Below are 17670 nucleotides of genomic sequence, written 5' to 3' on the forward strand. Positions count from 1 at the left end.
TGCGGTCTGAAAAAGTTTCCTATCAGGCCGAAAGCGCGCTGCGCACAGCCTGGATGACGCGGTCCTGGGCCGCCTCGTCGAGATAGGCGTGCATCGGCAGGCTGATGACGTCGTCCGAGAGGCTTTCGCTGACCGGCAGGCCGCCGTCGGTGACCGGGAAGTCGCGGTAGGCCGTCTGCTGGTGCATCGACTTCGTGTAGTAGATTGCCGTCGGGACGCCCTGCGCCTTCAGCACCGCGGCGAAGGCATCGCGGTCGGTCCCCTTCGGCAGGCGGATGGTGTATTGCGCCCACACCGAGGTGCAGCCGGAGGCGAGCCGCGGCACGGTCACGATGTTGCCGAGCCCGCGCGCATAGCGCTCCGCCACCCGATTGCGCGCCACGATCTCGTCGTCGAAAATCTTCAGCTTTTCGAGCAGGATCGCCGCCTGCATGGTATCGAGCCGTCCGGTCAGGCCGAGGCGGACATTGTCGTATTTATCCGAGCCTTGGCCGTGCACGCGGATGCTGCGCAGTGTATTCGCAAGCTCGTCGTCATTGGTGAAGATAGCGCCGCCATCGCCGAAACAGCCGAGCGGCTTTGCCGGGAAGAAGCTGGTCGCGGTCGCGAGCCCGAAGGTGCCGAGCTTGCGGCCCTTGTAGCTGGCGCCAAAACCCTGCGCGGCGTCATCGAGCACGAACAGGCCTTCGGCCTCCGCAACCGCGGCCACCGCATCGTGATCCGCGCACTGGCCGAACAAATCCACCGGAATGACGCCAACCGGCTTCAGGCCGCGCGCCCGCGCGGTGGCGATGCCGCGCTTGATTGAGTTGACGTCAATATTGAAGGTCGCCTCGTCGACGTCGACGAAGACAGGTGCCGCACCGGTGAGCGCCACCGCTTCGCCGGTCGCGCAGAAAGTGAACGATGGGCACAGCACGGCGTCGCCCGGCCCGACATTCTTCGCCATCAGCACCATCAACAGCGCATCGGTGCCGCTCGCGCAGCTCACCACGTGCTTGGCGCCGCTGTAATCCGCCAGCGCCTTCTCCAGCGCGGTCACTTCCGGGCCGTTGACGAATTGGCAGTGGTTGAGCACGCGGGCGACCGCATCATCGACCGATTTGCCGAGCCGCTGGCGCTGCGCGGCAATGTCGATGAAGGGAACGGGCTCTGGACGCATGTGCTGGTTCATGAAGCTTTTCGCGCGTGGTTTCAGGTTACGGTCAGCCGGCGACGCGGCGCGGCCCCTTGCGGATCGTCGAGGCGGCAGGCCGGGCCGGCGATTCCAGGCAGCGGATCGCGATCTCGAGGCTCGCCACGCCCTCGTCGCCGGACACGGCCGGCAGCTTGCCGCCGCGTACGGCATCGAGGAAGGCAATCAGCTCGGCGCGCAGCGGCTCGTCGTGACCGACCGGCAGATGACGCATCGAATAGCTGCCGTCCGGCTTGAAGCCGAAACATTCGGTGACCTGACGCGTGAGCAGATCGCCCATCACATACTTGCCGCGGGTTGCGACCGTCACGTTGCGCGCCTTGAACGGCGTCAGCCAATTGGTGTTGATGTGGGCGAGCACGCCAGAAGCGGTACGGAATTGCAGCAGCGCGATATCCTCGCGCTCGGCGACGGCGCTCGAAAGCTGCGGCTGCACCTCGACGATGTCGGACTCAGTGAACCAGCGGATCAGGTCGATGTCGTGCACGGCAAGATCGATCACAACGCCGACATTGGACATTCGCGGCGGGAACGGGCCGACCCGGGTGATACCGATCGACAGGATGTCCTCGCCTGAGATCGCCTGCTTGATCGCGGCGACCGCAGGATTGAAGCGCTCGACATGGCCGACCATCAGCGTGACGCCGGCCCGCTCGGCGGCCGCAACGATCTCGCGGCCCTCTTCGACCGTGGACGCGACCGGCTTCTCGACCAGGATGTGAATGTTGCGCGCGATGCAGGCGAGCGCGATCTCGTGATGCAGATGGGTGGGAGCTGCGATCGTCACCGCATCGATGCCCTCGGCGAACAGCTGATCGAGGCTTTCGAAGGCGCGGCAGCCGACCAGGTCGATGGCGCGCGTGCGATGTTCCGGCAGCGGATCGACGATGCCGATCAACAGCACCCCGGGCAGTCCGGCCAGCACGCGGGCATGGTTGCTGCCCATCACGCCGGCGCCGATCACGCCAACGCGCAATGCGCGGCCGATATCGGCCTTCGCGCCGGCTGCGGACACTTTTGCATTCATATCGTAGACCCCAAGTAACGTTCTGGCGGTTGTCCCGGCTTCTCAGGGAGCCATCCCGGCTCCGAGGGAATCAGCACCAAGGCCCCTCTGCCCGATCCGCGCCTTTGGCGCAAATCACGACCCGCTTCGTTGGCAGCCGCTATAGCACGGCGTCACAAATGTGGCGAATGCCAACGGCGAAATCCGGACACGTTTTGATTCAAAGAGTTACATCGCCCGCGACCCGATCTTGAGCGCGGGCCCCGTTCGCCTCAGGTGCGCCGATAGTCATCCTCGATGCGGATGATGTCGTCCTCGCCGAGATAGCTGCCGGTCTGCACCTCGATCAGCTCGAGCTGGATCTTGCCCGGGTTCTCCAGCCGGTGCACCGCGCCGATCGGGATGTAGATCGATTCGTTCTCGTGCACCGTCTTGATCAGCTCGTTGACGGTGACCTGCGCGGTGCCGCGCACCACGATCCAGTGCTCGGAGCGGTGATGGTGCTTCTGCAGGGACAGCCGTCCGCCCGGCTTGACGACGATGCGCTTGACCTGGTGGCGGTCGCCATTGTCGACCGACTGATAGGAGCCCCAGGGGCGATGCACCTTGATGTGGTTCTCGGTCACCTCCGGCGCCGCCACTTTCAATTTCGCGACCAGCCGCTTCAGCCCGTTGGCGTCCTTCTGGCGAGACACCAGCACGGCGTCCTGGGTCGCGACCACGACGAGATCGTCGACGCCTTCGAGCGCAACCAGCGCCCGGTCGGTCGAGACGTTGCAATTGCGAGAGTCCTCGAACACCGCCTTGCCGCGCGCCGCGTTGCCGAGGCTGTCCTTGTCGGCGAGCTCCCAGACCTGGCGCCACGAGCCGATGTCTGACCAGCCGCACGCCACCGGCACCACCGCAGCATGCGATGTCTTCTCCATCACTGCGTAATCGATCGAGATCGCCTTCGCCGCGCCGAAGGCCTGCGCATCGAGCTTGACGAAGCCGAGATCGCGTGCCGCCGACGCAACCGACAGCTCCACCGAGGCCACGCTGTCCGAATCGACATTGCGGTACTCGTCGAGCAGCACGCTTGCGCGGAACATGAAGTTGCCGCTGTTCCAGAGATAACCTGCATCGATATAGCCTGCCGCCGTCGCGGCATCCGGCTTCTCGACGAACTTCGCCACCGCGCGCACCTCGCCGGCGACCACCTCACCCGGATTGATGTAGCCGTATTCGGTGGCCGGCCGCTCCGGCTTGACGCCGAACGTCACGATGCGGCCGGCGTCCGCAGCCACCAACCCGCCGCGGCACGCGGCGACGAAGGCCGCGGTGTCCCGCACCAGATGGTCGGCGGCCAGCGCCAGCACGATCGCTTCGCTGTCGCGGCTCTGCGCGAACGCCGCACCGGCCGCAATCGCCGGCCCCGAGTCGCGGCGCATCGGCTCCAGCAGCACGTCGGCCTCGCGGCCGATCTCGGCCAGCTGCTCCAGCACCATGAAGCGATAGGCCTCGTTGGTGATCACGATCGGACGCTCGAACAGGCCCGCGTCGGAGACCCGCAGCAGCGTCTCCTGGAAGGTCGAGCGGGCCCCGAACAGCGACAGGAACTGTTTCGGATGCACCTCGCGTGACGCCGGCCACAATCGCGTGCCTGCGCCGCCGCACATGATCAGGGGAATAATTCGTCGATCCATCGATGCCTCAAATCCTGTCGTGCAAGTCATGTCGTATCCCGCCTGCGGACGACACACCAAATCGGACCGGGCCGTCGCGGCCGGAGGCCCTGTCGCCTCGGAAGCACTATCCAAGCAGTAGCACGCGCTCCCGCGCGTCTGGTCGGATTTTACCGGTAACGTAAACCCCCGGTGAGTGGCCGGCCGTCCCCCGTTCCGGCTTCTTTAGCCACCCCTTCGCGCCTGCCGCAATAGGGACCAGTACGGGTATTGCCAGATCGGCGCGGAAACCATACCAAGGCGACGAATTTGGGCGCGCGAAAGCGTTTTGCGCTGTTTTTGACACATTCTGAAACCTGGCAGCCGAACGGAAATGCGCCGAATCCTGCTTTCGACCGTCAAGATCCTGATCTCGGCAGCGCTGCTCTATTTCTCGCTGCGCAAGGTCAATCTGTACGACCTTGCCTCCCGTATCCAGGTCGAGAGCCTGGGCTGGCTCGGCCTCGCGATCGCGGTCACGTTCCTGCAGATCTTCCTCGGGGTGTTGCGCTGGCGGGAGATCAGCGTGGAGTGCGGAGCCCCGCTGGAGACAGGCCAGGCCATGCGCTTCAACGTGATCGGCACCTTCTTCAACCAGACACTGCCATCCTCGATCGGCGGCGACGCGGTCCGGCTTTGGCTCGTCGCGCGCGCCGGTGCGGGCTGGCGCGCAGCCACCTATTCGATTTTCGTCGACCGCGCGATCGGGCTGATCGCCCTCGCCGTCGTCATCGCCGCCACCCTGCCCTGGAGCTATCGGCTGATTTCTGATTCCCACGGCTGGATGGCGTTGCTGCTTCTCGACCTCGCCGCACTCGCGGCCGGATTTGGCTTCCTGCTGATCGGCGTGTTGCCTTGGGTCTGGCTGAAGCAATGGTGGGCGACGCATCACATCCACGCCTGCGCGGTCATCGCGAACCGGGTGTTGTTCAGCCGCAAGCGCGGATTGAGGGTCGCAATTCTCTCCATCGCCATTCACGTCGTGACCGTCGTGATCGCCTGGTGCGTGGTGAAATCGATCACCGCGCCCGTCACCTTCGGCCAGATATTCCAATTGTTGCCGCCGGTGATGCTGATCACGATGATGCCGATCTCGATCGCCGGCTGGGGCGTACGCGAGGCCACGATGGCGCTGGCCTTCGGCTACGCCGGATTGATCGCCAATGAAGGCGTCAACATCTCGCTGTTATTCGGCGCGGTATCGTTCGTGGTTGGCGTGTTTGGCGGCCTGGTCTGGATCCTGAGCCCGGAAAAGGCCGCCAAGGGCACAGAACCGATCGAAGTCCCGGGATCGCAATCGCGAGTCCCGGGATCGCAATAGCCGGACCAGAATGAGCGCTTTCGAAATCCTCCTGTCAATGATCGCGGCGGTTCTGGCTGCGTCGATCTCGGCTGTCCTGATCCAGGCGACGCGGCCGCTGCTGCTGCGTGTGGCGCTGGCGAAGCCAAATGCGCGCTCGTCGCACCGTATTCCAACGCCGCAGGGTGCCGGCATCGCGGTCACGGCGGCGACGCTGCTGGCGGGCGGAATCGTCATCGTCCTAGCCGGATCGCAGAACCTGACTATTCCCTTCGTCGTCTTCGCGGCCTGCCTGTTCATCGCGGTGGTGGGTTTTGCCGACGACATCCGCTCGCTGCCCGTCGTCCCGCGGCTGCTGCTGCAGGCCGCCGCCGTTGCGGCCGTGGTGTTTTCCGCGCCTGATGGTCTCAGGCTGGTTCCGGCCGGCCCGCTCTGGCTCGAACGCGGCCTGCTGCTGATCGCCGGCCTCTGGTTCGTGAACCTCGTCAATTTCATGGACGGGCTCGACCTGATGACCGCGGCCGAGGCCGTGCCGATCACCGTGGCGATCGCCCTGCTCGGCAGCTTCGGCTATGTCCCCGCAGCTCCCGCGCTGGTCGCGGCGGCGCTGTGCGGCGCGCTGCTCGGCTTCGCGCCGTTCAACCGACCGGTCGCAAGGATATTCCTCGGCGATGTCGGCAGCCTGCCGATCGGCCTGCTGCTCGGCTGGTGCCTGCTCGAGCTCGCCCTGCACCGGCAGTTCGCCGCCGCGCTGCTGCTGCCGCTGTATTATTTGACGGATGCGACGGTCACGCTGTTTCGCCGCATGGCGCGGCGCGAGCCATTCTGGGCCGCGCATCGCTCGCACTTCTACCAGCGCGCGACCGACAACGGGTTCACGGTGTGGCGCGTCGTCGGCGAGGTGTTTGCGCTTAACGCGGCGCTGGCGCTGCTCGCATTCACCTCGGTCGCCCTCAATTCGCTCACTGCGGACATCGCGCTGCTGCTGGCCGGCGCGCTCACCGTCGCCTGGCAGCTGCGGCGGTTCTCCCGACCGCTCTGATCGCCTCAGCGGTCCGTTTGACGCAGCGCGCGCCGCAGCCCCTCGTCGAGGCTGATCGGCTGCTGCCATCCGGTGCCCGCGATCTTGGAAAGATCAAGCTCGAGCGAGGCGAACAGGCTGTCATAGGCTTCCTTGCGGCCGCTGATCCCGAGCGCCATCTTCAACAGCAGCGGCGGCAGCCAGAACAGACGCGGCGAGGTGTCCGCCGCCCGGGCCAGACGCTCGACGAATTCCCGCGTCGAGACCTGCTCGCGGTCAGCCACCAGGAACACGTCGAAATCATCTCCCGGGTGCGACAACCGGTGCAAGATGAACGACGCGAGGTTTTCCGCCGACAGGAACGCGCGGCGATTCTTCACATACGCGAGCGGTAGCGGCAAGCCATTGAGCACCGCGCGCTTGAGTAGGGCGAAATTTCCCTTCGCACCGGCCCCGTAGATTAGCGGCGGCCTGATGACGGTCACCCTCATGCCGCTGCCCGGCACAATTTCCTTCAAGCCGACCTCGGCGGCCGCCTTCGAATTTCCGTAGAGGCCGCGCGGCGTCAGAACATCGTCCTCGCGAAACGGAGGACGCCCGTAATTGCTGCGCCCATGCACCAGGATCGTGCTGACGAAAATGAAATCGCGAATGCCCGCAGCGACCGCGGACCGCGCCAAATGCAGCGTGCCCTCGATATTGACGTTGCGATAGAGCTCTATCGCGCGTTCGTCGGACTGCTGATGAACGCGGGCCGCAAGATGCACCACCGCCTCCACCCCGTCGAGCGCGGCGCGCCAATCGGTGGCGGGACTGAGCGAGCCGATCATCACGTCGTTTGCATCGCGCGGTGGAGTTCGCACCCGCGCGTCGCACCACCCAGCCGCTGCGCGCCAGCGCGGGCACCACATGGCGGCCGACAAAGCCGCTGGCGCCCGTGACCAGAACCGTCCGGTGACCATTATTCATACCGTCCGCTCCACATCGCGATTGGATAGCAGCTCCCGGACCAGCGCAGCGTAGCTCGCGAGCGCCCGCTCGGGACTGAAGTTCCGCGCGGTCGCGACGGCGCGCTCGGCCATCGCGGCGTCCTGCGATCGCGACGCCAGGCGGATGGCTTCGGCGAGTTGATCGGGCCTTCCCGGTGTGACGACCCAGCCGAGCCGGTTTTCGCTGACGGTGAGCGCAGCCTCGGCCTCTGGCTCGGAGACGAGAATGACGGGCCGGCCGGCAGCGAGCAGATTGTAGAACCGGCTCGGCACCGACACGCCGGCGACATCCTTGCGATAGGGAATGAGCCAGACGTCTGCGCTGGAGAGTAGCGCATCAAGCTCGCTGTCCGCGACGCGGTCGACCAGCGTGACGTTGGCAAGCCGCGCGGTGGCCCGCAGCTCCTTGAGCCGCGCGAAGCCGATGCCCCACCCCGAGAGCAGAAAATGGATCTCGCCTTCGTCACGCAACAGCCGCGCGGCCTCGAACACGATGTCCGGATCGTGGGTGAAGCCGAGATTGCCGGACAGCCCGACGACGAAGCGCGCAGCGATGGCCTTGCGAAACGCATTGTCGGGGCTCACGGGACGGTTGCCGGGCGCGAGCGTGGCCCAGTTCGGGATGAACCTGATCTTGTCCTGTGTCATTCCGCCATAGCGTAGCAGCAGCTTCTCGGCGTCGCGGCCGATCACGATGACAGCGTTCAGGGCCCGGAACATCAGCGCGTTGATCGCGCGTATCGCCCGCGCGACCAGCGAGGACGGCCGCAGCAGCCCGGCCATCACGAGCACATCTGGAAACAGGTCGTGCAGGATCAGCGCCGACTTGGCCCCCTTCAACCTTGCCGCGGCGGCAACCGCATAGGGCAGCGCGAAGGGAGCGGTCACCGTCAGCGCCACGTCGCCCCGCTTCAGGCGCGACAACAGCGCAAAAAAGATCCGGCCGGTGAACAGCGCCTCGGCCAGCGCGCGCTTGATCAGCGCCGCCTTTCCAGGCAGCCAGTTCCTGATCTCGACGACGGCGGGACGCCCGGTCGCCGGCGCCCGCGCCGAGCCCGGCATCCCGGAGACCACCATCACCTCCGACTCCTGCGCGATCCGTTCGGCGATCGCAGACATGATCGCGGCGGTCGTGCTGTGGTCCGGCGGATAGTGCTGGCTGACGACCACGACTTTTCGAGAACTACGCATCAATGGCTTTCGAAACGGTCCTGTCTCGGCGTCCGCAGAACGGCGCGGTCAGGCGGCATTCGATCCGAACTCGGGCACGGCGTCCTGAAGGACGGCGCGGATGGTCACACGGTCATCTCTCTCGATCGCATCCTCCAGCGCCGCGAGCCACTTGCGCAGCGTCGACATCGGAGGCTGGTTGGGCTTGGCGGCCATGACGCCGGCGACGCCGATTTCGAGCGTCGGCTCCTGGCTCGCGAACAGGATCTCGTTCAGCCGCTCGCCGGGGCGGATGCCGCTAAATACGATCTCGACGTCGACGCCGGGTTGCAGGCCCGACAGACGGATCATCCGCTCGGCGAGATCGACGATCTTCACCGGTTGCCCCATGTTCAGCACATAGACCGAGACGTCAGGCCGCGCCGGCGTCACGGCGTGCGTCGCTGCGGTGATCACGAGATCGCAGGCCTCGCGGATCGTCATGAAGTAGCGAACCATGTCCGGATGGGTCACCGTGATCGGTCCGCCGGCCTCGATCTGCGCCTTGAATTTCGGCACCACCGATCCGTTGGACGCCAGCACATTGCCGAACCGCACCGAGATCAGCCGCATGTGCGGCTTGCCCTTTGCCTCGGTCATCAGGTCATGGTCCAGCGCCTGGCAATACATCTCGGCGAACCGCTTGGTCAGGCCCAGCATCGACACCGGCTCGATCGCCTTGTCGGTCGAGATCATCACCATCGCGCTCGCGCCCGCGGCATGCGCGGCGTCGGCCACGTTCACCGACCCGAAGATGTTGGTCTTGACCCCTTCGCTCCAGTCGCGCTCCAGGATCGGCACATGCTTGAGCGCCGCGGCATGGAACACGATGTCGGGCTTGAACTCGCTCATCAGCCGCGTGATGCGCTCGCGATCCCGGATATCGGCGATCCGGCCCTCGATCTCGGGGCCGGAGTCGCGCGCGGACAGCGCCTCGGTGACCGCATAGAGCGCCGGCTCGGAATTCTCCACGACCAGGAGGCGCGCGGCGCCGAAGGTCGCGACCCGTTCGCAGATTTCGGCACCGATCGAGCCGCCGCCGCCGGTCACGATGACCGACTTGCCCCTCACCAGCGTCTCGAGCCGCGCGTAGTCGATCTTCTGGCTTGGGCGCAGCAGCAGGTCCTCGACGGCGACGTTGGTCAGTCGCGGCGCGTCGCCGCCCTCCAGCGACGGCAGGCGACTGACCATCACGCCGAGCCGCCTGGCGCGCATCAGCACGCTTTCCGGATGCGCTTCGGGTTCGAAGGCCGACGGTGTCATGACCACGCGCTTGATCGGCCGCTGGCGGGTCTCGAAATCCCGAATCACGGCCTCGATGTCGTCGACGCCGCCGACCACGGGAATGTTGCGGATCATCTGGCCGCGGTCGGCGTCCGACGGCGAGAGCACACCGACCGGCCAGAGCCGCTTGATGGCACCATTCTCGATGCCGCGCAGCACTACTTCGGCATCGGCCGTACGTCCGACCAGCAGCGCCGGCGCGGCGTTGTCAGATCGGGCATGCAGCCGCGTGCGCGAATAACGGAAATAACGGTAGCCGAGGCGCAACGCGCTCAGCGCGAACACCTCGAGGAAGAAGAACAGGATGATCGTGACCCGGCCGAGGAACACCGGGCTTTGCGAATTCGTTCCGGTGAAGAAGTAGACGTAGTCCAGCACGACCAGTGCCAGCGTCAGCACGGATGCGACCCGCAGGATATTCACCGCGTCCGGCAGCGAGGTGAAGCGCCATTTCGCCGTGGTCAGATTGGAGAAATAGCTGACGAAAATGCTGAACAGCACGAACCAGGGCAGAATCAGCAGCAGATGCGGCAGTCGATCAGTAAGGAGGCTGCCCTCAAAACGCAGATAGAAGCTCGCCAGCAACGCAAACGTCGTCGCGAGCGCGTCATGCAGCAAAATCAGGAAGTTGCGCAGGGTAAATTGTGAAAGACGCGTCATCTAACGGACGGGTTGCCGGCAACTGGGAGTTTGCGGTGAGACATTTGGCAGGCTGATAGCGTATCTGCAGCGCCCTTGCCAGCGATCATGGACGAGCAGGAGGTTCGGGTTCCATATCGGCCCCCAATTGCCCCTTCAACGCCATGCCGCCCGCGACCCCGACGCCCAGCACATACATCCAGCCTTCGTGAAAGTCGAAGATGTGTGAATTAAACAACGAACTCGTAATATTCTGTACCACGACGAGAAGCCCGATCCAGTTGACGAGACCGTCGCCGCGGAACAGCAAGAGGTGCAGCAGCCACATCGCATACAGGATCGCCACACCCACAATGCCCCACTGCACGGCGACGTTCAACGTTTGATTGTGAGGGTTGCCGATCACTTCGCCGGAGGCCTGGGTCACACCACCCGTTGCCACGCGCTCGAATAGGCCCCGGGTCGCTCCGGTGCCGTGGCCGATGACCGGGGCCTCGGCGAAGAAGCCGAGCGACTTTCGCCAGAATTCGAGCCGCAGACCGACCGAGGTCGGCTCGTTGCGCTCCATGTAGAGCTTGTAGTCGCGCTGGAATGACTCGGCCGTCCAGCGCAATTGCGGTGAGCCATACCACGCCACCACGGCTAACGCGGCGGCCGCGCAAAGGATCAGGACGATGCTGCGCCAGCGCAGATGGAGCAGCGCAAACACCGCGAACATAATCGGAACCGTCACCAACGCAGTCCGCGACACCACCACCATCGCCATGTTGGCGAACAGGGTGAGCGCGATCGCGATCAGCAACATGGCCGGCAGGATGCGTTTGGCCCGCAGCAGCATCACGACCGGATAGGCCAGCGCGACCGCGCATAAGGTGAATTCCTGGCTCTGGTCGATGTAGTTCTTGACGAAGACTCCCTGCTCGCCAGGCGCAGGCGCCCTCAGCGCGAGGTGCGGATAGGCAAGCACCAGCCAGGACATCAGCATCAACAGCGTGCAGGAGACGAGGAAAGCGACGAACACCCAGGTCCCGCGGGCCGAGCGCTGAAAATGATAGAGCAGGACCGGCAGCACGAGGAGCTTTGCGGTCGGCCCGACCGCGTAGAATCGCGCGCCCCAGGCCGCGTCCGACCAGAGCGTGCCGACAAGCGCGAGGCAAAACAACGCGACCGGCGCCAGGCAGATCGGCCGCTTCAGCAGCGCCCAGAACGCCTTCAGATCGACCGTCGGCGCAATCGCGATCAGCAGCACCACGCCGAAGATGCCGACCAGCGAGGTCGACCACGGCAGCGACAGCGCGATCAGGACCGCGACCACATCGGTCGCGGTCTGCCAGCGCGCCGGATCGCGCCAGGCCGGACACGCCGCGGCGCCTGCCGGGGATGCCATGCTTGCGCTCACGCCTTGCCCTCACGGGCCCGCGCAACCAGCGACGTCGTGCTGTGGCCGGGCAGGATCTCGACCAGCACCACCTCGCCGCCGGCAGCTTCGACGATCTCGTGGCCGACCACCTGCTCGCGGGTATAGTCGCCCCCCTTGACCAGCACGCTCGGCCGCACCTGCGTGATCAGATTGATCGGCGTGTCCTCCTCGAAGATCGCGACGAGGTCGACGGCTTCCAGCGCCGCCAGCACCTCGGCGCGGGCGCGCTCGTTCTGCACCGGACGCCCCTCGCCCTTCAGCCGCTTCACCGAGGCGTCGCTGTTCAGCCCGACGACGAGGCGATCACAGGCGCCGCGCGCGGCGGTCAGCACCTTGACGTGGCCGGGGTGCAGGATGTCGAAGCAGCCATTGGTGAAGCCGATGCGCAGATCCTGCCTGCGCCACTCCTCGAGGCATGCACCGATGTCGCCGCCGGCCGCGACGATCTTCTCCTCGGCCGCCAGCGAAGCGTGCGGCAGAATCCTTCGGCGCAATTCGGCGGACTTGACGATCGCGGTACCGGTCTTGCCGACCGCAACCGCCGCCGCCGCGCTCGCGATCCGCAGCGCGCCTTCCCAGTCGGCGCCGCCAGCCAGCGCCAGCGCCAGCGCCGCGGCAACGGTATCGCCGGCGCCGGAGACGTCGCGCACCTTGACCGGCAGCGCCGGCACATGGATCGACTCGCCGCCCCTCGTCACCAGCGTCATGCCGCGCTCGCCCTGCGTCACCAGCATCGCCTCGCAATCCGCGAGGTACATCGCATCGGGCGCGGCCTGCGCAATGCTGTCCTGGCTGTCGGCGCGGCTGCGGGTCGCCTCGGCGAATTCCTTGCGGTTCGGCGTCAGCACGGTCGCGCCGCGATAGATCGCGAGGTTGGCGCTCTTCGGGTCGACGATGACGCGCTTTTGCGCCTGGCGTGCCGCGTCGATCACGTTGCGGATCACGCGCGCGGTGAGCACGCCCTTGGCGTAGTCCGACAGCAGCACGATGTCGGCCCGCGCAAGACGCGGCAGGATCGCATCGATCAGCTGCTGCTCGATGGCCGGTGCGGCCGGCGCGGCGAGCTCCCAGTCGGAGCGCAGCATGTGGGTCGAGAATTGCTCGGAGACGAAGCGCACCTTGCGCGTGGTCGGACGCGCGGCATCGCGCAGCAGCACGGTCTCGATAGCGGGCTCCTTCGCCAACGCCTCGGCCAGCACCGCGCCGGCAGCGTCCTCGCCGATCAGGCCGACGAAGATGCAGCGCCCGCCAAGCGCGGCGATGTTGCGCGCGACGTTGCCGGCGCCGCCGATATTGGTCTCGTTGCGCCTGACCGCGATCACCGGCGCCGGCGCCTCCGGCGAGATTCGCGACACCTCGCCATAGACGAACTCGTCGAGCATGAGGTCGCCGACGCAGAGCACGGTCTGGCCGGACATCGCACGCGAGATCGCTTCAAAATCGAACATCAGTCACCGTATCCGCTCTAGCGATAGCGATCCGCGCGATCGAGGAAGCCCGTCACATAGGCCCCGACAGCGTCTTCCAGGCGGGTGAAACCGCCATTGTATCCGGCGCGTCCGAGACGATCGACAACGCTCTGGGTGAAGTACTGGTAACTGCCGCGAATCTGCTCGGGCATGTCGACATACTGGATGTTCGGCTCCAGCCCGAGCGTGCCATAGGCCGAGACGATCAGGTCCTTGAAGCTGCGCGCCTTGCCGGTACCGACATTGAACAGCCCGGAGACCCGCGGCGTCGCGATCAACCACATCATCACCCGCACGACGTCGTCGACATAGATGAAATCGCGGCGCTGATCCCCGTCGGCGATGCCCTCGCGATGCGACTTGAAGAGCTGCACTACGCGGCCCGCCTTGATGTCGTCGAAGCGCCGCGCGAGCACGCTCATCATCGGGCCCTTATGATATTCATTGGGGCCGAACACGTTGAAGAATTTCAGCCCGGCCCATTGCGGCGGCAGAGGCGCGCCCTTCACCGCACGCTCGGCGACCGCAAGATCGAACAAGTTCTTGCTCCAGCCGTACAGGTTCATCGGCCGAAGCCGCTTCAGCGCCTCGACCGATGCGTCGTCGTCGAACCCCTGTTCGCCGTCGCCGTAGGTCGCGGCCGACGAGGCATAGATGAACGGCGTGGCATTTACCGTGCACCAGTCGAGCAGCCGCATCGAGAGACGGAAATTGGTCTCGATCACCAGGTCGCCGTCGGCTGCCGTGGTCTCGGAAATGGCGCCGAGATGGATCACGGCGGTAAGCCGCCGCCCCTTCAGCCAGTCGCCAAGCTCGGCCGGCGGAACGACATCGGCAAGCTGGCGCTTGGCCAGGTTCCGCCACTTGCCGTCCTGCCCAAGCAGATCGCAGACCGCGACGTCGCTGCGCCCGGCGTCGTTCAACGCGGCCACGACGTTCGATCCGATAAAACCGGCGCCCCCGGTTACCAGAAACATGATGAAATCCCGCCAGATTCCTTTGCAGCCGTCAGCTTTGCCCCACTCCCGCGTCGCAGGCAACGACGGCTTTACCTCTCATCGCGAACCGGTTACCGACTTGGCCGCGCCCGATCGGCCTTGGCCTAGTTAGAAATGAATATTGATTCAATATCTGACATCGAAACACAGGATGCCGAGGATACCAGACCTATCCTCGTGGTGCCCTATGTTTGGATCGGCGATTTCGTGCGCGGCCACACCGTGGTCAGGGTGCTCCGCAAGCGCTGGCCGAACCGGCCGATCGACCTTCTGACATCCAGGCTTTGCGCCCCTTTGGTCGATTATATGCCCGATGTTCGCGCCGGGATCGTGTCCGACCTGCCGCGCAGCCGGCTGGCGCTGGCCCAACAGCAGGCCCTCGCGGCCGAGCTTCGCCGACGGAACTACGCCACCGCGCTGGTGCTGCCACGGACCTGGAAGGCCGCTCTCGCGCCGGCGCTGGCGGGCATCCCGGAACGGGTCGGCTTCTTTGGCGAGGTGCGGTTCGGCCTCATCAACGCGATGCGATGGGGAGAAAAGCGGCAGCCGCGCTTCATCGACAAGAACGCGATCCTGGCGCTGTCCGACGGCGCCGCCCGCCCGCCGGAATGGCCGGTGCCGCAGCTTCGGGTTCCCGCGGACGAAATCGAACGCTGGCGGCAAGCCAACGGCCTCGGCCGCGGTCCCGCCATCGCGCTCGGCCCCGGCTCGGTCGGCGCCTCGAAACGCTGGACCTATTATCCGGAGGCCGCGCGGCTGTTCGCCGAACGCGGCTTCGACGTCTGGGTGGTCGGCGGCCCCGGCGAGAAGGCGCTGGCGCAGGAGATCACGGCAGCCGGCGGCGCGCGGGTCCGCGACCTCACCGGCACCGATCTGCGCAACGGCATCGTTGCGATGGCCGCGGCCAGCGTCGCTGTGACCAACGACTCCGGCTTGATGCACATCGCCGCCGCAATCGGCACACCGACCATGGGCATCTTCGGCCCGACCGACCCTTATCTCTGGGCACCCCTCAACGGCCTCGCCGCGACCGTGCTGCAGACCAGGAGCAAGTTGTCGTGCCAGCCGTGCCAGCGCACGGTCTGCACCATGAACGACCATCGCTGCATGCGCGATATCGCCGCCGAAGAGGTCGTGGAGATTGCGCAGCGCGTGCTGGCTCAGGTCAGCGCGCGGTAGACCGCCGCGATCGCTTTTGCCTCGGCATCGAGGCTGAACTTATCCACAACTCGTTGCCGCGCCCGCGCGCCCATCGCCGCGGCCGATGCCGGATCGCGCATCAAGGGCTCCAGCGCGGCCGCCAGCGCGTCGGCGTCGCCGGGCGGCGTCAGCACGCCGGTGACGCCGTCCTCGACCACGAACTCGGCCGCGCCCGCGCGCGCCGCAACCAGCGCGGCGCCCGCCGACATCGCCTCGATCAGGGTCAGGCCGAAACCTTCATTGCGCGAGGTGAAGGCGTAGATCGTCAGCCGCTGGTACCAGCGCACGACGTCCTCGATCGGCAGTTCGCCCGTGATGATGATGCGCGATTGCAGGCCGGCGGCCTCGATCTTTCGCTTCAGCTCGTTGGCAAAGGCCAGCTGCTCCGGCACCACGGCGCCGACGATGACCGCGGTGAAATCGGGATAGCGCGGCAGCAGCCTGCACATCGCCTCGACGAAAACGTCGCTGCCCTTCTGCGCGCGCACCCGTCCGAAGCAGCCGATCGCATCACGTCCAGGCAATCCGCTCTCGGCGAAGGCTGCCGCGCGATCGGCGGGCGGCGCATAACGATCGGTGTCGACGCCGTGCATCACCACGGTCGCGTCGCGCTTCAGATAGGAAGCCGACAGCGGACTGGTGGCAATGATCGCATCCATGTTGCGGATCAGCCAGCGCGTCAGCCAAGTGTGATGGCGCTGCGCGGCCGAGGTGAAGATCAGTTTCAGCGGCCAACCAAGCGCGCGCAGCATGAGCCCGACGATCATCTCGTCGTTGCGCCGCGCGTGCCAGATCAGCGGCGATGCGCGCCGCCACAGCCGCAGGAGATCGGCAAATCCCATCGCGTCGATGCCGTCGGGCCGATGCGAGCCGAGCCAGCCTGCGCGGAACATCTTTGCAAGTTTCGGCGCGACCATGCGGTTGGTCGCGGTGACACCCGAATAGCGTCGGTGCAGATTGGGCACGATGAGCTCGAGCTCGCCGGCAGGTGTGTTCTCGATCGGCACTCAAGTCTCCGTTTCGTGCCAGTTCCTATACGCAACATTAAGCATAGTGGCCAGTTCGGCCACGGCGAAACCCCCTCTTCACCGCACTCCCGCTAGCATCACCTGTTAAAGAACATCGGGAGAGCTCCATCCATGACCGTGCTCGTGACCGGCGGCGCCGGCTATATCGGAAGTCACATGGTTCATGCGCTGGTCGATGCCGGCGAGAGCGTCGTCGTGATCGACAACCTTTCCACCGGCTTCTCCGCGTTCCTGCCCGAAGGCGTGCCGCTGTTCATCGGCGATGCCGGCGACGAGAATCTCGTCGAGGGCGTGATCGCGCAGCACGGCATCGACAGCATCATCCATTTCGCGGGCTCCGTCGTGGTGCCGGACTCGATGCGCGATCCGCTCGGCTACTACCGCAACAACACCATGACGACGCGCAGCCTGCTCAACGCGGCGGTGAAGGGCGGCGTCAGCCGCTTTATCTTCTCCTCGACAGCGGCCGTCTACGGCAACCCGGACCAGGTGCCGGTGCCGGAGATCGCACCGACCCGTCCGCTGTCGCCCTACGGCTCGTCGAAGCTGATGACCGAGATCATGCTGCACGACGTCGCGTCCGCTCATGGCATGAGCTACGTCGTGCTGCGCTACTTCAACGTCGCCGGCGCCGACCCGAAGGGCCGCGTCGGCCTTGCCACCATCGGCGCCACCCATCTGCTCAAGATCGCGGTCGAGGCCGCGACCGGCCAGCGCGCCAAGATCGACGTGTTCGGCACCGACTATCCGACCCAGGACGGCAGCTGCATCAGGGACTTCATCCATGTCAGCGACCTCGTCGAGGCGCATCGCTCGGCGCTGTCCTATCTGCGCGCCGGCGGGCAATCGGTGACGATGAATTGCGGTTATGGCCGCGGCTATTCCGTGCTCGAAACCATCGAGGCGGTGCGCCGGGTCTCGATGCGCAATTTCGCGGTCGCCTACGCCGCCCGCCGGCCCGGCGACATCATGACCATGGTGGCCGACACGACCCGGATCCGCTCGCTGCTCGACTGGACGCCGCGCTACGATGATCTCGAGACCATCGCGAGCCACGCACTGGCCTGGGAGGAGAAGCTGTTCCGGGAGCGCGCCGGCTCCGCGCGACAGGCGGAATCGGCCTAAAAAACAAACCGTTATCAAGCAGTTATTGTGCTTGAAAAAGCCCCGCCAAGCGGGCAAGGAGGTCCCGCAACCCTGACGGTCGGC

13 protein-coding genes and 1 pseudogene are annotated in these 17670 nt (G+C 65.9%); 4 read left to right on the top strand and 10 right to left on the bottom strand.

Annotated features, from left to right (window positions below; genetic code table 11):
• Positions 1-22: 22 nt before the first annotated feature.
• The 3 genes from ACVWY5_RS23310 to ACVWY5_RS23320 all read right to left on the bottom strand — a co-directional run bounded on the left by ACVWY5_RS23310 (position 23) and on the right by ACVWY5_RS23320 (position 3886).
• Positions 23-1174: a DegT/DnrJ/EryC1/StrS family aminotransferase gene (locus ACVWY5_RS23310; protein ID WP_028338289.1), complete on the bottom strand. Its 1152-nt coding sequence runs from the start codon at positions 1172-1174 to the stop codon at positions 23-25.
• Positions 1175-1205: 31 nt separating this feature from the next.
• The gene (locus tag ACVWY5_RS23315) at positions 1206-2222 is read right to left on the bottom strand and encodes a Gfo/Idh/MocA family oxidoreductase (protein WP_028338290.1); all 1017 of its coding nucleotides are present in this window, start codon (positions 2220-2222) and stop codon (positions 1206-1208) included.
• Positions 2223-2473: 251 nt separating this feature from the next.
• A complete protein-coding gene (locus tag ACVWY5_RS23320) occupies positions 2474-3886 on the bottom strand; it encodes a mannose-1-phosphate guanylyltransferase/mannose-6-phosphate isomerase (protein ID WP_028338291.1) in 1413 nt (470 codons plus the stop codon).
• A gap of 352 nt (positions 3887-4238) precedes the next feature.
• Here ACVWY5_RS23320 and ACVWY5_RS23325 point away from each other — a divergent pair, with 352 nt between their 5' ends.
• Together ACVWY5_RS23325 and ACVWY5_RS23330 are read left to right on the top strand one after the other, a co-directional pair.
• Positions 4239-5225 (top strand): lysylphosphatidylglycerol synthase transmembrane domain-containing protein, encoded by a 987-nt coding sequence (locus ACVWY5_RS23325; RefSeq protein WP_028338292.1) that lies wholly within the window; start codon positions 4239-4241, stop codon positions 5223-5225.
• Between the two features lie 10 nt (positions 5226-5235).
• The gene (locus ACVWY5_RS23330; RefSeq protein WP_028338293.1) at positions 5236-6246 is read left to right on the top strand and encodes an MraY family glycosyltransferase; all 1011 of its coding nucleotides are present in this window, start codon (positions 5236-5238) and stop codon (positions 6244-6246) included.
• Between the two features lie 5 nt (positions 6247-6251).
• Here ACVWY5_RS23330 and ACVWY5_RS23335 read toward each other — a convergent pair.
• The 6 genes and pseudogenes from ACVWY5_RS23335 to rfaD all read right to left on the bottom strand — a co-directional run bounded on the left by ACVWY5_RS23335 (position 6252) and on the right by rfaD (position 14212).
• Positions 6252-7194: pseudogene (locus ACVWY5_RS23335) on the bottom strand (NAD-dependent epimerase/dehydratase family protein).
• Entirely contained in the window at positions 7191-8405 is a 1215-nt protein-coding gene (locus tag ACVWY5_RS23340) for a glycosyltransferase family 4 protein (RefSeq protein ID WP_028338295.1), read from the bottom strand. The pseudogene ACVWY5_RS23335 and the gene ACVWY5_RS23340 overlap by 4 nt, the downstream one beginning before the upstream one ends.
• 48 nt (positions 8406-8453) lie before the next feature.
• On the bottom strand, positions 8454-10367 hold the full coding sequence (locus tag ACVWY5_RS23345; protein WP_028338296.1) for a nucleoside-diphosphate sugar epimerase/dehydratase: 1914 nt from the start codon (positions 10365-10367) through the stop codon (positions 8454-8456).
• A gap of 85 nt (positions 10368-10452) precedes the next feature.
• Entirely contained in the window at positions 10453-11733 is a 1281-nt protein-coding gene (locus ACVWY5_RS23350; protein ID WP_028338297.1) for an O-antigen ligase family protein, read from the bottom strand.
• Positions 11734-11741: 8 nt separating this feature from the next.
• Complete coding sequence (rfaE1, locus tag ACVWY5_RS23355; RefSeq protein ID WP_028338298.1) at positions 11742-13214, bottom strand: D-glycero-beta-D-manno-heptose-7-phosphate kinase; 1473 nt, start codon at positions 13212-13214, stop codon at positions 11742-11744.
• 17 nt (positions 13215-13231) lie between these two features.
• Positions 13232-14212 carry an ADP-glyceromanno-heptose 6-epimerase gene (gene rfaD / locus ACVWY5_RS23360; protein WP_028338299.1) on the bottom strand — a complete coding sequence of 327 codons (981 nt, stop codon included), beginning with the start codon at positions 14210-14212 and terminating at the stop codon, positions 13232-13234.
• A 135-nt stretch (positions 14213-14347) separates the two neighbouring features.
• Between rfaD and waaF the strand changes: the two genes are divergently transcribed.
• Entirely contained in the window at positions 14348-15412 is a 1065-nt protein-coding gene (waaF, locus tag ACVWY5_RS23365) for a lipopolysaccharide heptosyltransferase II (RefSeq protein ID WP_028338300.1), read from the top strand.
• On the opposite strand, the gene ACVWY5_RS23370 is transcribed toward waaF, so the two are convergent.
• A complete protein-coding gene (locus ACVWY5_RS23370; protein ID WP_028338301.1) occupies positions 15394-16434 on the bottom strand; it encodes a glycosyltransferase family 4 protein in 1041 nt (346 codons plus the stop codon). The genes waaF and ACVWY5_RS23370 overlap by 19 nt on opposite strands.
• Before the next feature lie 138 nt (positions 16435-16572).
• Between ACVWY5_RS23370 and galE the strand changes: the two genes are divergently transcribed.
• A complete protein-coding gene (galE, locus tag ACVWY5_RS23375; RefSeq protein ID WP_028338302.1) occupies positions 16573-17586 on the top strand; it encodes a UDP-glucose 4-epimerase GalE in 1014 nt (337 codons plus the stop codon).
• Positions 17587-17670 lie beyond the last annotated feature (84 nt).

The organism is Bradyrhizobium sp. USDA 3256 (assembly GCF_054058275.1).

What these genes read in the sequence shown, in the direction of transcription:
- ACVWY5_RS23310 (WP_028338289.1), bottom strand. Translation starts at nt 1,174, where the DNA reads ATGAACCAGCACATGCGTCCAGAGCCCGTTCCCTTCATCGACATTGCC.
- ACVWY5_RS23315 (WP_028338290.1), bottom strand. Translation starts at nt 2,222, where the DNA reads ATGAATGCAAAAGTGTCCGCAGCCGGCGCGAAGGCCGATATCGGCCGC.
- ACVWY5_RS23320 (WP_028338291.1), bottom strand. Translation starts at nt 3,886, where the DNA reads ATGGATCGACGAATTATTCCCCTGATCATGTGCGGCGGCGCAGGCACG.
- ACVWY5_RS23325 (WP_028338292.1), top strand. Translation starts at nt 4,239, where the DNA reads ATGCGCCGAATCCTGCTTTCGACCGTCAAGATCCTGATCTCGGCAGCG.
- ACVWY5_RS23330 (WP_028338293.1), top strand. Translation starts at nt 5,236, where the DNA reads ATGAGCGCTTTCGAAATCCTCCTGTCAATGATCGCGGCGGTTCTGGCT.
- ACVWY5_RS23340 (WP_028338295.1), bottom strand. Translation starts at nt 8,405, where the DNA reads ATGCGTAGTTCTCGAAAAGTCGTGGTCGTCAGCCAGCACTATCCGCCG.
- ACVWY5_RS23345 (WP_028338296.1), bottom strand. Translation starts at nt 10,367, where the DNA reads ATGACGCGTCTTTCACAATTTACCCTGCGCAACTTCCTGATTTTGCTG.
- ACVWY5_RS23350 (WP_028338297.1), bottom strand. Translation starts at nt 11,733, where the DNA reads ATGGCATCCCCGGCAGGCGCCGCGGCGTGTCCGGCCTGGCGCGATCCG.
- rfaE1 (WP_028338298.1), bottom strand. Translation starts at nt 13,214, where the DNA reads ATGTTCGATTTTGAAGCGATCTCGCGTGCGATGTCCGGCCAGACCGTG.
- rfaD (WP_028338299.1), bottom strand. Translation starts at nt 14,212, where the DNA reads ATGTTTCTGGTAACCGGGGGCGCCGGTTTTATCGGATCGAACGTCGTG.
- waaF (WP_028338300.1), top strand. Translation starts at nt 14,348, where the DNA reads ATGAATATTGATTCAATATCTGACATCGAAACACAGGATGCCGAGGAT.
- galE (WP_028338302.1), top strand. Translation starts at nt 16,573, where the DNA reads ATGACCGTGCTCGTGACCGGCGGCGCCGGCTATATCGGAAGTCACATG.